Source organism: Listeria innocua (assembly GCF_028596125.1).
Taxonomy (GTDB): Bacteria; Bacillota; Bacilli; order Lactobacillales; family Listeriaceae; genus Listeria; species Listeria innocua.
Genome location: NZ_CP117229.1, coordinates 1,962,728 through 1,976,319 on the forward strand (window position 1 = coordinate 1,962,728; position 13,592 = coordinate 1,976,319).

Below are 13,592 nucleotides of genomic sequence, written 5' to 3' on the forward strand. Positions count from 1 at the left end.
TATATCACAAAGGTTTGTGAAAAAAGTATCATTATTAAAAATTTCTTCAACAAAAAAACTGTAAAAATTTCTTTAGGAAGAGCTAAAGAATTTTTACAGTTAAAATTTTTATTCTGTAATAATTTTATGAATGAGTGTTGGTGCTGTTGCTTGGTCAGCGATTTTGATGTTTTCGTAGATTTTTGCTTTTACATTTTCTACGTCTTCTTGGTCGGCAAAAATCGTTACGAGTGAATCGCCTTCTTTGACTTGATCGCCTACTTTTTTGCGTAGCATTAAACCTACTGCTAGGTTGATTTCGTCTTCTTTTGTTGCACGACCGGCGCCTAGAATCATTGCTGCGATTCCAATTTCATCAGCAACGATTTGGCTTACGAAACCGGATGTTTTAGCGGGTACTTCGATTTGGTATTTTGCTTGTGGGAGTTTTTCTGGGTGGTCAACAATACTTGCATCGCCGCCTTGATTAGAAAGGAAGGTTTTGAATTTCTCTAGTGCTGCTCCGTTTTCGATTACTTCGATTAGTTTGGCGCGAGCTTCATCTAAGGTTTCAGCTTGTTTAGCAAGTACGACCATTTGACTTCCGAGTACGAGAACTAATTCAGTTAAGTCTTCTGGACCTTGACCTTTTAATGTATCAATAGCTTCTTTTACTTCTAAAGCGTTTCCGATTGCTTCACCAAGTGGTTGAGACATATCAGAAATAACTGCCATTGTATTTCTACCAACGTTATTACCGATGCGAACCATTGCATGTGCTAGGTTTTCTGCATCTTCGTCGGTTTTCATAAACGCACCAGCACCGGTTTTTACATCAAGTACGATTGCATCTGCGCCGGCTGCGATTTTTTTACTCATAATGGAGCTTGCAATGAGTGGAATAGAGTTCACGGTTCCTGTTACATCACGAAGCGCGTACATTTTTTTATCAGCTGGAGTAAGGTTACCTGATTGACCAATAACAGCTACTTTGTCGCGATTTACTAAGTTAATGAAATCTTTTTTATCTAGTTCAATATGGAAACCTTCGATGGATTCTAATTTATCAATAGTGCCTCCAGTGTGACCTAGGCCGCGTCCAGACATTTTGGCAACTGGAACACCTACTGCTGCTACAAGTGGAGCAAGGACAAGTGTTGTTGTATCACCAACGCCACCAGTACTATGTTTGTCGACTTTGATGCCCTCGATTGCAGATAGATCAATCGTGTCGCCAGATCCTACCATTGCCATTGTTAAATCTGCGCGTTCTTGATCGTTCATATCTTGGAAAAAGATTGCCATGGCTAGAGCACTTGCTTGATAATCTGGAATTTCCCCATTTGTATAGCCATCAATGAAAAACTGAATTTCTTCTGTTGATAAAGCTTTGCCGTCCCTCTTCTTGGAAATAATATCCACCATTCTCATTTCTCTTCACCCTTTCTTTTTGTCCACTTTAGCATTTTATGTACCTTTATTGAGAACGGTTACACTTTTTAAGTAAACCGTTTTACTAAACAAGAACATGTGCTTAACATGCTCACTATATCGTACTCGCTCACTTCTTGTCAATACTTTTTGTACTACTGCGTTCGATTAGAGAAATATCAAGTAAGCGGTTCTCTAATTTCTCGGTTGGATTTTGGAGATTTTTTAGTAAAAGTTCTGCGGCAATTTCGCCAATACCATAGACTGGTTGGCGAATGGTTGTAAGTGGCGGGGTCATGTATTCGGAAAGTTCTATATCATCAAATCCGATAACGCTTAGTTCTTTAGGGATGTGAATATTGTTTTCTAATGCCGCGCGGTAAGTCCCCATTGCCATTAGATCATTGGTAGCAAAAATGGCGCTAATATTTTCTTGCAGTAATTTTTGCGAGGCGATATAGCCACCGTGCATCGTTTGGTCCCCGCTCACAATCCAGCCATCTTCTACAGTAAGTTGATAATCTTTCATACAAGCCAAATAACCTTCATAGCGTTCATGTACGTTATAAAAAGATGTATCAGAAATGATGATTCCGATATTCGTATGACCCAGTTCAATTAAATGTTCGGTTGCCATATAGCCGCCTTTGAAATCATCAATTGCGATATTACCTTCTTGTCTAGGATTGCGCTGACGGTCGAGTAAAATATACGGCGACCGCTTCTCTTCCATGCGTTTAATAACACCAGAGAGCAGAATATTAGGGCTGGCGATAATTAAGCCATCGACAGCCCGGTGTAATAATTCTTCTACGTATAAATCTTCTCGTTCTTTATCATTAGAAGAGTTACAGAGCATAATCATATAACCTTCTTTATTTAAGTAATCTTCTGCCCCTTTGACCATTTGGGAAAAAAATGGATCGGTTACTTCCGGGACAATCATTCCAATTGTGTTCGTATGACTAACAATCATGTTTTTTGCGAAAAAGTTTGGTTTGTAAGACATCTCTTTTGCTGTTTTCAGGACTTTTTCACGGGTTAAATCGCTAAATCGTTCCCCTTTACCATTCAAAATTTGAGAAATCGTCGTAATTGAAACGCCTGTCTTTTCTGCTATTTCGCGGATAGTTGCAGCCATTTAAACTCCCCCAGTCAGATTATCTATTCTCCTTATTTTGCCACATTTAAGAATAATAATAAAGGGGTTTCATCCAAAATTAGTAATTATCTGGTTTAGCTGGTTTTTCGCCGGAAATAATTGCGACACCTGCACTTGCGCCGATACGAGTTGCGCCTGCTTCAATCATTTTTTCCACGTCTTCTTTTGTACGAACTCCGCCAGATGCTTTTACGCCGATGTTCGGTCCTACAGTTTTACGCATTAAAGCAATATCTTCGGCAGTTGCGCCACCTGTGGAGAATCCAGTGGATGTTTTAACGAAGTCTGTTCCCGCTTTTACAGCGATTTCACATGCGCGAACTTTTTCTTCATCTGTTAATAGGCAAGTTTCAATAATTACTTTTACTAATGCTTTCCCTTTGGCAGCATCAACTACAGCGCGAATATCACGTTCTACTAATTCATCGTCTTTGTCTTTTAATGCGCCGATATTAATAACCATATCCACTTCTTTAGCGCCGTTTTCGATGGCATTTTTCACTTCAAAAGCTTTTACTTCTGGTGTATTTGCTCCAAGCGGGAAACCGATAACTGTACATACAACGGATTCTGCTCCTGAAAGCTGTTCAGCGGATAATTTCACCCAAGTTGGATTCACGCATACGGAAGCAAAACCATATTCTCTTGCTTCTTTTGTTAATGTTAAAATTTGTTCTTTCGTTGTGTCTGGTTTTAAAGCAGTGTGATCGATCATTTTGGCAATTGTCATTATAAAAACTCCTTTAAAATTGGATTTGACTTTATCATATCGCACTACAGAACATTTGTAAACTAATTGCTGAAATTTTGTTCAAGTAGTTGTTTTGCTGTATATTGGTCGGTAATAAAATGGTTGGCATAACCGCCACGGAGCGCGCCATGAATTGCTTTTATTTTCCGTTCTCCACCTGCGACAAGAATAGCTGTTTCTTTTTGTTTTAAATCTTGTAAGTCAATGCCGATAGTCCGTTCATTCATTTTTTCGTCAGCAATTTCGCCGTTGATAGTGAAAAATCGAGAACAAATATCGCCAACAGCTTTTTCTTTTAAGCGGATTTTCTCTTCGTCTGAAAAGTATCCTAATCGGAAAAGTAGTGCCTCTTCGCGTACTGTCCCTACTGTGAAAATGGCGATATTAGCTTTTTTGCCGAGTTCGATGATATTTTTTATATGACGGTCAGCTTCCACCATTTGTTTCGCAAGTGGATTATCTAGGACGACGGGGAGCGGGAGCGATACTGGTGCTGTATCATAGGCTGCACCGAAAAGAGCAAGCGTTTCGGCCGCATAGGTATTGACATCTGAATGACTCACGCCGCCTTTTAGCTGGACGACTTTGATTTCAGCTTTCTGTGGTGAAAGTTTTTGGGCAATCTTATACATGGTTGTTCCCCAGCTCACACCAAGAATATCGTCATCATGGATAATTTCTTCTAAATATTCTGCTGCACTTTGGCTAATTTGTTTAGAGATTTCGCTATAGTCATTGGTTTGACTGAAAGCGACGGTTACATTTTTAAGTTGGTATTTTTCCTTTAAAGCCACGGCCAGTTCTGTAAGGTTAGAAAATGGATCTTGGACTTCGATTTTGACGTATCCTTTTAGTTTCGCGTTTTGGAGTAACCTGGAAACAGTTGGTCTAGAAACACCTAGACGTGTGGCAATTTCTTGTTGACCGAGATCGGATTGATAATAAAGTCTCGCAACCTCAATACTCAGTTGTTCTTTTTGTTTATCCATTTCATCCCTCCATCTTTTTCTTTTTAGTATAACGTATGAAGGAGGATAGTTCGAGAGGGAAGATAAAAAAAGACAGCCGCGGCTGTCTTTTTTTCTTAAAAGTCTTCTTCTATTTCTTCAAGCGGCGCGGCATATTCATAAATTCCTAGTCGGCCAGTTTCGGCGACTTGATTCGCTAGTTCTTTTAAAGGTAGCATTTCCCGGCTTAGGAATGCTTCTAATAAAAGAGGTATATTCACACCTGCAACTAGTTCCACTTCATTAAAGTTTTCAAGTAATCGAACGAGGACATTAAACGGGGTTCCGCCTTTTAAATCAGTTAGAAATAAAAGCCCTTCTGATACATCAAGTTTAGCTACCTCATTAACTATTTTCATCTGCAAATTTTCTGCAGATTCATTTACTTCAAAAGGAACAAAACTTGTATTTTCTTGTTTACCGCAAATCATCTCAGCAGATTGAATGAGTTCTTTTGCGGCGTTTCCATGGGTACAAACAAAAATTGCTTTCATTTTCTAAACCGCCTTTTTAATAGTCTAACTGACGATAATATCTTCTGATTTCCATTGGGTGGCAGTTAATTTTTTCCACGTGCACATCGATTCGGTTATTAACTGCGTGGATAATAAATGGCGATAAAGCTCCTCTGAATTTAGCGGAAATGCCTGGCATATCGTAATCTTTTGCATCAATAACTGTATAATTAGCGCAAATTTGTGGAATAAAATCAACCACTCGCTCACTTAAAGAACGCTGGCTATCTTCCGTCACATAAATAGTAACTGGTGTATCGCGTTCTACAATTTCAAACATCCCGTGGAAAAACTCATGCGATTCAATCGATTTCGTTTTAATCCAGTGTTGTTCTTCCCAGTAGCACATTGCGTAAGAATAAGTTGCGCCCCACTGGTTCCCCGCGCCAACAAAATAATGAATGTCATCTTGGTGGTGTTTAAGAGCAAATTCTTGTCCAAATTTATCAGCAGCTTTTTCTACTTCGACAATCCCTTTAGCAAAATGTTGATCCATTTCTTGATAAAACGCATCGTAATCATCAAATTCACCTGCTAAGTACATAAAACGATCTGCTACCATGAAGAATTTCAATTGCTCGTTTAACGGATATGAAATTAGGTGGTCCACTAAAGTAGCTAGTTCTGCTTCTGCTTTATCAATAAATCCAAAAACAGTTGCGCCAATTTCATTACATTTTTTCACTGCATCAACTACTTCTTGCGTGCTTCCTGTTACTGACGAAATGACAACAAGCGTATCTTTCGTGACGCGTTTATTGCCAGTTGTTAAAAATACAGCAGCATTCTCATAAAACGTTTCTAATGCTGTTTTTTCTTTCATATGCACAACAGCTTGCATTGCAGATGCGTAGGTTCCCCCAATGCCAAGCCAGCAAATATTGCTAAATCCTCGGTTATGAATTTGGTCAACTACTTCATTAATTTGCGGGCGTAATTTTAACGCCCCTTCCATATTTTCTCTTACTTTTTGTTCATCAAATTTTAGCACTGCTCATTCCTACTTTCTTTGATTAAATTTTAGATTTAGTTATTTGGTCAAATTCCGGGAAAGCTGATACTTCTAAATTAATGCCTTTTTCCTTAGAAATTTTAAAAGATAATAAGTGAACTGGGATTGTCATAAATAGCGGTGTTAGCAGTTCAGCTGTATTTAAGCCGAGTAATAAATCATCCGTACTTTCACCACCAGTGTTCGCATAGATTGTTCGGATTTTCTCAACATGTCCTTTTAAAAATTGTTTAAGTTTGTCCGCACGATTTTCTAACAAACCATGTGGCTCAATGAAAATGATATAGTCACGGTCGGATAATCCAATGTAAGGGCCATGCATGTATTCCTCTAATTCTTTTCCAAAAGAGGTAATTCGGATGGTTTCCGTTACTTTTGTTTCTCCCTCACGCGCCACGCCATAAGTAGCACCATATCCAATGAAAAAGATTCGTTCCGCTTCCATTAATTCATTAAAATGGGCTTCAATCCATTTTTCTGATTGTGCGATAGCTTTTGGTAAATGAGCGGTGATTTTTTGTAATTCCGCTATTTCCGATTGATAGGTTGTTTCTGTAATTTTTGTTTGCAATAAGGCCATTTCGAGTGCGATTAAATTTAGCATTAAGATCGTGGCGCTGTATCCAAGGGTGACATAAGGCATCTCTTCTATGCCCATTCCAAGGTCAATCGTATGCGTTCCTGCTTTTGCAATTGGGCTTGTTAAATCACTCGTTAATGTGAAAACATTGCCACCCTGACGCTCGATTTCTTCTACAAGATGGATGGTAGAATAACTATGTCCACCTTGTGATATGGCGATATATAATGTGTTTTTGTTTAAATGAAGCATGTAGTTAGCTGCTGTAGATGGTTCTTCTACATAAACCGGTATAGCTAGTTTCGCCGACATGTATAACTGTGCCGCAAACGCTGCATTAGAACTTGAGCCTGTTGCGAAAATTACGATAGCTTCATAATTCGCATGCTTCATTTGAATGATGTCTTGTAAAAGTTCCTTCCGATTTCGGATTATATTTTCATAAACTTCTTGTTCTGACCGGATATAGTAATCCATATTTTTCATTTTTTCACCTACTTATTTTAATAAACCTGTAAATGCTCCTAAAATACCAATACCAGCAATTAAAAGCAGAATCCAATGCGCTTTTAAACCTTTTTTATCTAACCAAAAGATAAAGAAAGTGAAGCCGAGCGCGAGTATGCCTGGAACAATTCCATCAAAAACGCTTTGGATTGTAACAGCCTCGTCGCCAGAACCGAATTTCATTGGCATATTAATTGTTACCATCGTGGCGACCATAGCTCCCACTACACCAAGACCTATAATAGAAGCGCCGTATGACAGTTTATCCATCAAACCAGTCTTTTGAATTTTTTCAATAAAATTAGCTCCAATGTTATAACCGATGAATAATCCATAATAACGTGTCAGAATAGCTGGAATATTGAAAATAAGAAGGAACAAAATTGGTCCTAGAATATTACCTTGAAGCGCAAGTGAGGTCCCAATACCTGTTGCAATTACGCGTAAAGTGCCCCAAAAGAACGAATCACCAATTCCGCTTAACGGTCCCATTAAAGCTACTTTTATATTATTGATAGAATCAGTGTCAAAATCATTATCTTTCGCTGATTGTTCTTCCATCGCAATCGAAATCCCGAGTGGAAAAGTGGAAAGCCAAGGTGTTACATTATAAAATTCTAAATGTCTTTGATAAGAAGAAATTCGTTTGTCTTTATCATTTTTAAAAATTTTATTTAAAGCTGGTAACATGGAAAAGCCGTAACCTAAGTTGGATTGCCGTTCATAGTTCCATGACCATTCCATTGTGAACGAACGCCAGAAAACTTTCATTAAGTCTTTTTTTGTTAATACATCAGAATTCTTCATCTTCATAGTTAATACCTCCATCATTCGCAAGTGCTGGCTCTGTATTATTGTTCGTTGGTCCATTATCATTTTTTAGAGTTGCATAACCTGTTAAAATTAGTGCTAAACAAGCTCCGAAAATCGCTACTCCAGTTACAGGTACTTTCAAGTAAACGGCTAAAGCAAAGCCAAATACGAAAAATACTGCATTCTTCTTGTTGACCATTAATTTTAGTAGCAAAGCAAAACCGTATGCTGGTAGTAAACCTGTTGCGATACCTAGGCCGGCTATAACAAAAGCTGGAATGGCATCAAGTACGTTTTGAATCACTGGACTTCCAACTAAATAGGACGTTGCAACAATGATACCGATTGGTAAGTTAATTGATAAAAACCCACCTAGTAATTGCATTCGGCTAATCCCTCTTGAATTTCCCTCGAGTGCGTATTTATCTGCTTTATGAACAAAGTATGGTAGTACGAAAATAAAGCATAGATTTTTTACGACAAGTACTAAAGAGGCGATTGGAATACCAAGTGCTAATGCTACGGCTGTACTTTCACCAGTTGCAATTGCAAAGGCAGTTCCTAAAATACTTCCTGAAATAATTTCTGGTGGAATGGATGCACCGATAGAAAACGATCCTACAAAAGCTAATTCCAAAGTTGCCCCCATAATAATTCCCATTTGTACATCGCCCATGATGAGGCCGGCGAGCGTACAAGTCACAAGTGGTCTTGATAGCATCGATGAACCAAATAAATATTCTCCATTTGCAAGCATTGCTGCAAGTGCAAGCAAAATCGCTGTTCCAAACTGTTCCATAATTTATCCCTTCTTTCGTCTTTTATGCTTCAAAGGTTACTTTTTTCTCATTTGGCACTTGTTGCATAAATACATCAATTTTTTCTTTTTGAAGCTCTGTTAGTTTTTCTACTTCTTCAGGGGTTAAATTGACTGCTTTCGAATAGTTAGATGTCCCTTCTCGTTGTTTAGTTCCGCCGAGATTTAGCATTGGGATTTTTCCGTTTGTACCGCGAATTAGTTTGTAAGCGTCTTCAACAGACTCCACGACAATAAGTAAATTATACTTATCAGTCACTCCTGAATTAATTGAGTCAATACTTTCAGCGATACTTTTCATTACTAGTTTTGCGGCCTCGGGTTTAGCTAAACGGATTGCCGACTTGCGAAAATCGTCCGCTGCTACCCCATCATTTGCTACTAAAATTGTATTTACATCTAAAGCATTGAACCAAGATACCGCAACTTGCCCATGTAGTAAACGATGGTCTACTCTTAGAAATTGAATCATTTTTTCTTCCTCCTTATTGTTAGTTAAAATCAACTACATATTTGGTTGACTCAGCATCTTCATAATGATATTGGATGGCAATTGGCATGTCATTTTCCGCATAAAAAACGCTGCTTAATTTAAAAACAGGATCATTTTCATTTAATTGCATATTTTTGATTTGCTCATTCCCAGCTAAAATAAGTTGAAGTTCCTGCTCAAGCTCAAATAATTTATATTTACCTGAATTAACAAGCTCTATAATATTAATAATTTGAAAATCCTTTGCTTGTAAATCAGGGTATAAACCCAGTGGTAAAATTAAGCGATCTAGTGTGACACCGTGCTCGCTTTTTTGTACAAACTTAATGGAGTAAACTAGCTCATTTTCTTTCATTCCGAATATTTCTGCGTAAAATTTCCCAGCTTTACGAATGTAAAAGTCTTTAATATCTTTCTTTAAATTTTCATTGGTATCATTTTTCATAACACCTGTCATTTCTAAAATATTTTGTGCGGTTAATTTCGGTTGCACGTAAAGTCCTACTCCATTTTTACGCACGACGAGACCTTCCTCCACTAATAAATCTACCGCGCGACGGATTGTGGTTCGGCTACTGGAATAAATTTCTTGCAGCGCAGTTTCGTTTGGCATAAGCATTCCCGTTTTATATTCATCACGATTAATACTATCTTTTATTTTCGAAGCAATTACTTCAAATAATGGTTTTTTAGCTGCCATGTTCACTCGTCCTCCAAGTAATCAAATATATTTTTCGCATTAATTTTGTATTTGATTTGATTACCGATTAGATATTGTTTGCTGTACTCAAACGGTTCATCATTTTGGTCAAATGCTTTACTCACAACTTCAAAAAGCGGGGTGTTTAGGGGTACCTTCAAAGCTTCTGCCAGTTTTTCGTTTGCGGATACAAAACGTAATTCTTCGCGGCCATAAGTAGGTTTAATACCAAATTTTTCTTCTAAAACGCTGTAGAGTGAGGAATTATTTAAATCAATTTTCTCAATTCCAGAAAATCTAGCGCTGTCTACAAATGAAATCTCATAAGAAAACGGCTTTTCTGCAACGATTCTTCGCCGAACTAGTTTAAATACAGGCTTATCTTCATCAAGTGTCAAAAAGCGATTTACTTTATCTACCCCTTCAACTATTTCTTGGGATAATACCTCGACTCTTTGCTCGCCAGGGAGTTGACTACTCATGGAATTCATTTTCAAAATGTTGATTGTTTGCTTTTGGTTAATTTCGATGCCTTTACGGTTTCTTTTTTGGATTACTGCTTCTTTTTCGAGCGTATCGAGTGATCTTCTAAGTGTGGTTCGGCTGACACCTAGTTCATTCTCAAGGGCTCGTTCTGATGGGAAGCTTGTTTCTCCTACTGCTACTTTTTCTTGAATAAGCTGTCTTAATTGTTCTTCACTTTGCACAGCTGGCGATAAGTCCTTATACTCCATGTCTCCACCTCTTATTTTAAAATCGTCTATAACATTTAAGTTTATAAAAGATACAGCTTTAACTATTTTTAATACCACTTTATTGTAAACGGTTGCAAATTATTTGTCAATAGCCTTTTCCATAAAAAAAGCACGAGTTAGTTTTTTCTAACTCATGCTCCATATTTTTATTTACTTGTAGGGAGGGCGCCAACGACTGGATGCGGGATATATAGTTCTTCTAAATAATTAACTTCCGCTTCCGTTAATTTAATATCTAGCGCTCCAATTGCGCTTTTCAAATGACTTTCTTTTTGAGCACCGATAATTGGTGAAGTGATTTCATCTTTATTTAACAACCACGCTAAAGCAATTTTATCTCGTGATACTTCATGTTTTAGAGCAAGTTCAGCTACGCGTTCAATAATTCCTTTATCCGAATTCATCATGCCGTCGTATTTAGATTTTTGAATTGGGTCTGTTTCTGAACGATTAGTTGTTTCTGCAAAATCACGCGTTAACCGACCTGAAGCTAGTGGACTGTAAGGTGTAATCGCGATTTTTTCATCCCGGCAAAACGGAATCATTTCTCGTTCTTCTTCTCGGTAAATCATGTTGTAATGGTTCTGCATGGAAACGAATTTTGTCCACCCATTTCTTTCTGCGACGCGTTGTGCTTTTTGGAACTGCCAAGCGTACATCGCACTTGCACCGATATAGCGTGCTTTACCCGACTTAACGACATCATGTAAAGCTTCCATTGTTTCCTCGATTGGGGTATTTTCATCAAAGCGGTGAATGATATATAAATCAACATAATCTGTTTCTAAGCGTTTTAAACTATGGTCAATTTCACTTAAAATTGTTTTTCTAGATAAACCGCCACTATTCGGACGATCAGGGCGCATCGTTTGGTGTACTTTTGTGGCTAAGACAATATCATCTCGGTTAGCATAATCTTTGAGTGCTCGGCCAACAATTTTTTCACTTTCGCCGTAAGAATAAATATTTGCAGTATCAAAGAAGTTAATGCCAAGATCAAGCGCTTTTTTTATAATTGGACGACTATTCGCTTCATCCAAAACCCATTTGTGGATCCATTTATCTTTGTCGCCAAAGCCCATTGTTCCTAAACAAATTTTCGAAACATCCATCCCAGTATTGCCAAATTTCACATATTCCATTGAAAACCCTCCTAGTTAATTTCTAGTACTATTACAGCATATACCTTGAAGCTCACTCCAAGTCAACCTTTAACTAAAAAAAATCTCCCGGAAAGTCCGAGAGATTTTTTGCTTTTTAATAAAATTGGTCTGGTAGTAATGTTTCACCAAGTTTGATGTTGTCTCGGTAATCAATTGGAATATCTACAACGACTGGGCCTTCTGTTTCAAGCGCTTCTTTTAATACGTCGCTAAGTTCTGATGGTTTAGTTACACGAAGTCCTTTTGCACCGAAGCTTTCGGCGAATTTAACAATATCGACGTCGCCAAAACGAACAGCTGCTTCTTTGCCATATTTCATTTTTTGTTGGAAAGCGACCATGTCATAGCTTCCGTCATTCCACACAAGATGCACTAATGGAGCACGCAAGCGGACAGCTGTTTCTAATTCCATCGCTGAAAATAGGAAGCCACCATCGCCTGAAATAGATACGACTTTTTCGCCTGGATGCACAAGTGTAGCTGCAATCCCCCAAGGAAGAGCGACACCAAGCGTTTGCATACCATTACTAAATAGTAAACGGCGTGGTTCATAAGAGCGGAAGTGACGCGCCATCCAAATGTAGTGCGAGCCAACATCGACTGTCACAGTTACATTATCATCAATCGCCGAACGAAGCGTTTGAATGACAGATAACGGATGCACCCGATTTGTTTCATCACTTTCTGGTGGTACATCTCTTTCTTCTAATTGCGCATGAAGTTCTTTTAAAGTTTCAAGTTCTTTATCAGCTAATTCCAAACCACTAAATTTCGCATTAACACGATCTAATGTAAGAGCAATGTTTCCGACTAATTCGGTCACTGGTTGGTAATAATGGTCAATATCAGCACGGATGTCATCTAAATGTACAATCGTTCTATCGCCTGATGCATTCCAAGCTTTCGGATCGTATTCAATTGGATCATAACCTACCGTAATAACTAAATCGGCTTTATTTAGCAAAATATCACCTGGTTGATTGCGGAAGAGACCGACACGTCCAAAGAAGTTATCTTCTAAATCACGCGAAATTACTCCTGCCGCTTGGAAAGTTTCTACTACTGGGATACTTGTTTTTTGCAGTAAACGACGAATGGCGCCTGTTACTTCTGGGCTTGAGGCACGCATTCCTAATAACAATACTGGTAATTTCGCTTTTTTCAAACGAGCAACTAATTTAGCGACTTGTTCTTTGGAAGCTGGTCCATTTTCTGGTTTAGCAAGTGGACGAATTGCTTTTACAGGTACATTTGGTTCGTTCACAATATCTTGTGGTAAACTTACGAAAGCCGCGCCTTGGTTCGGTTCTGCTGCTGAACGAAATGCGTTAGTGATTGCTTCCGGAATACTTTCAGCGTGAACTACTTCTTCGCTATATTTTGTAATCGGACGGAAAAGTGCAGCGTTATCCATCGATTGGTGGGTTCTTTTTAGACGATCTTGTCTAGTTACGTTCCCAGCAATCGCTACTACAGGATCCCCTTCTGCTGTTGCGGTTACAAGTCCTGTTGCAAGGTTCGAAGCTCCAGGTCCACTAGTTACAAGCACAACACCAGGTTTACCTGTTAAACGACCAATAGCCGCAGCCATAAAAGCAGCATTTTGCTCATGACGACTAACGATTAATTCTGGCCCGCGCTCTTCCATTACATCGAAAACTTTATCAATTTTCGCACCCGGAATACCGAAAACATGCGTTACTCCTTGATTTATTAAACTATCAACAACTAAGTCTGCCCCTGATTTACCTTTTGTTTGGTCTTTTTCATGCTTTTCCATCTTTATCATCCTTTTGTTATATAAATTATTTATATTTAAGTAGTACAGATTATAATAAAATCTCATTCACTAGACTCATTATACTACTCAAATGAATTATTGCAAGATTACTGACTCAAAAACTGTT

Annotated in this window: 14 protein-coding genes; all 14 read right to left on the reverse strand. The window is 38.3% G+C overall.

Translation table 11 applies throughout. The features are described from left to right. Nucleotides 1–108 precede the first annotated feature (108 nt). The 14 genes from PQQ29_RS10315 to alsS all read right to left on the reverse strand — a co-directional run bounded on the left by PQQ29_RS10315 (nucleotide 109) and on the right by alsS (nucleotide 13,474). Entirely contained in the window at nucleotides 109–1,410 is a 1,302-nt protein-coding gene (locus tag PQQ29_RS10315) for a pyrimidine-nucleoside phosphorylase (protein WP_003769518.1), read from the reverse strand. 130 nt (nucleotides 1,411–1,540) lie between these two features. After that, on the reverse strand, nucleotides 1,541–2,551 hold the full coding sequence (locus tag PQQ29_RS10320) for a substrate-binding domain-containing protein (protein WP_010991752.1): 1,011 nt from the start codon (nucleotides 2,549–2,551) through the stop codon (nucleotides 1,541–1,543). A 79-nt stretch (nucleotides 2,552–2,630) separates the two neighbouring features. Next, entirely contained in the window at nucleotides 2,631–3,302 is a 672-nt protein-coding gene (gene deoC / locus PQQ29_RS10325; RefSeq protein ID WP_187983926.1) for a deoxyribose-phosphate aldolase, read from the reverse strand. A gap of 62 nt (nucleotides 3,303–3,364) precedes the next feature. Continuing rightward, on the reverse strand, nucleotides 3,365–4,312 hold the full coding sequence (locus tag PQQ29_RS10330; protein WP_033532884.1) for a DNA-binding transcriptional repressor DeoR: 948 nt from the start codon (nucleotides 4,310–4,312) through the stop codon (nucleotides 3,365–3,367). Between the two features lie 95 nt (nucleotides 4,313–4,407). After that, nucleotides 4,408–4,824 (reverse strand): PTS sugar transporter subunit IIA, encoded by a 417-nt coding sequence (locus tag PQQ29_RS10335; RefSeq protein WP_003769526.1) that lies wholly within the window; start codon nucleotides 4,822–4,824, stop codon nucleotides 4,408–4,410. Between the two features lie 16 nt (nucleotides 4,825–4,840). After that, nucleotides 4,841–5,836 (reverse strand): SIS domain-containing protein, encoded by a 996-nt coding sequence (locus PQQ29_RS10340; protein WP_003763223.1) that lies wholly within the window; start codon nucleotides 5,834–5,836, stop codon nucleotides 4,841–4,843. 22 nt (nucleotides 5,837–5,858) lie between these two features. Further along, on the reverse strand, nucleotides 5,859–6,923 hold the full coding sequence (locus tag PQQ29_RS10345) for an SIS domain-containing protein (protein ID WP_187983925.1): 1,065 nt from the start codon (nucleotides 6,921–6,923) through the stop codon (nucleotides 5,859–5,861). A 12-nt stretch (nucleotides 6,924–6,935) separates the two neighbouring features. Next, complete coding sequence (locus PQQ29_RS10350; protein ID WP_010991755.1) at nucleotides 6,936–7,757, reverse strand: PTS system mannose/fructose/sorbose family transporter subunit IID; 822 nt, start codon at nucleotides 7,755–7,757, stop codon at nucleotides 6,936–6,938. After that, nucleotides 7,738–8,556 (reverse strand): PTS mannose/fructose/sorbose/N-acetylgalactosamine transporter subunit IIC, encoded by an 819-nt coding sequence (locus PQQ29_RS10355; RefSeq protein WP_010991756.1) that lies wholly within the window; start codon nucleotides 8,554–8,556, stop codon nucleotides 7,738–7,740. The genes PQQ29_RS10350 and PQQ29_RS10355 overlap by 20 nt, the downstream gene beginning before the upstream one ends. A gap of 22 nt (nucleotides 8,557–8,578) precedes the next feature. Continuing rightward, on the reverse strand, nucleotides 8,579–9,046 hold the full coding sequence (locus tag PQQ29_RS10360; protein WP_010991757.1) for a PTS sugar transporter subunit IIB: 468 nt from the start codon (nucleotides 9,044–9,046) through the stop codon (nucleotides 8,579–8,581). A 19-nt stretch (nucleotides 9,047–9,065) separates the two neighbouring features. Beyond that, nucleotides 9,066–9,767 carry a GntR family transcriptional regulator gene (locus tag PQQ29_RS10365; RefSeq protein WP_185325086.1) on the reverse strand — a complete coding sequence of 234 codons (702 nt, stop codon included), beginning with the start codon at nucleotides 9,765–9,767 and terminating at the stop codon, nucleotides 9,066–9,068. Between the two features lie 2 nt (nucleotides 9,768–9,769). Next, nucleotides 9,770–10,501, reverse strand: a complete 732-nt coding sequence (locus PQQ29_RS10370) for a GntR family transcriptional regulator (RefSeq protein WP_045553884.1) — start codon at nucleotides 10,499–10,501, stop codon at nucleotides 9,770–9,772. Between the two features lie 167 nt (nucleotides 10,502–10,668). Then, nucleotides 10,669–11,664 (reverse strand): aldo/keto reductase, encoded by a 996-nt coding sequence (locus PQQ29_RS10375; RefSeq protein ID WP_187983924.1) that lies wholly within the window; start codon nucleotides 11,662–11,664, stop codon nucleotides 10,669–10,671. 115 nt (nucleotides 11,665–11,779) lie between these two features. Then, nucleotides 11,780–13,474: an acetolactate synthase AlsS gene (gene alsS, locus PQQ29_RS10380; protein ID WP_003769540.1), complete on the reverse strand. Its 1,695-nt coding sequence runs from the start codon at nucleotides 13,472–13,474 to the stop codon at nucleotides 11,780–11,782. Nucleotides 13,475–13,592 lie beyond the last annotated feature (118 nt).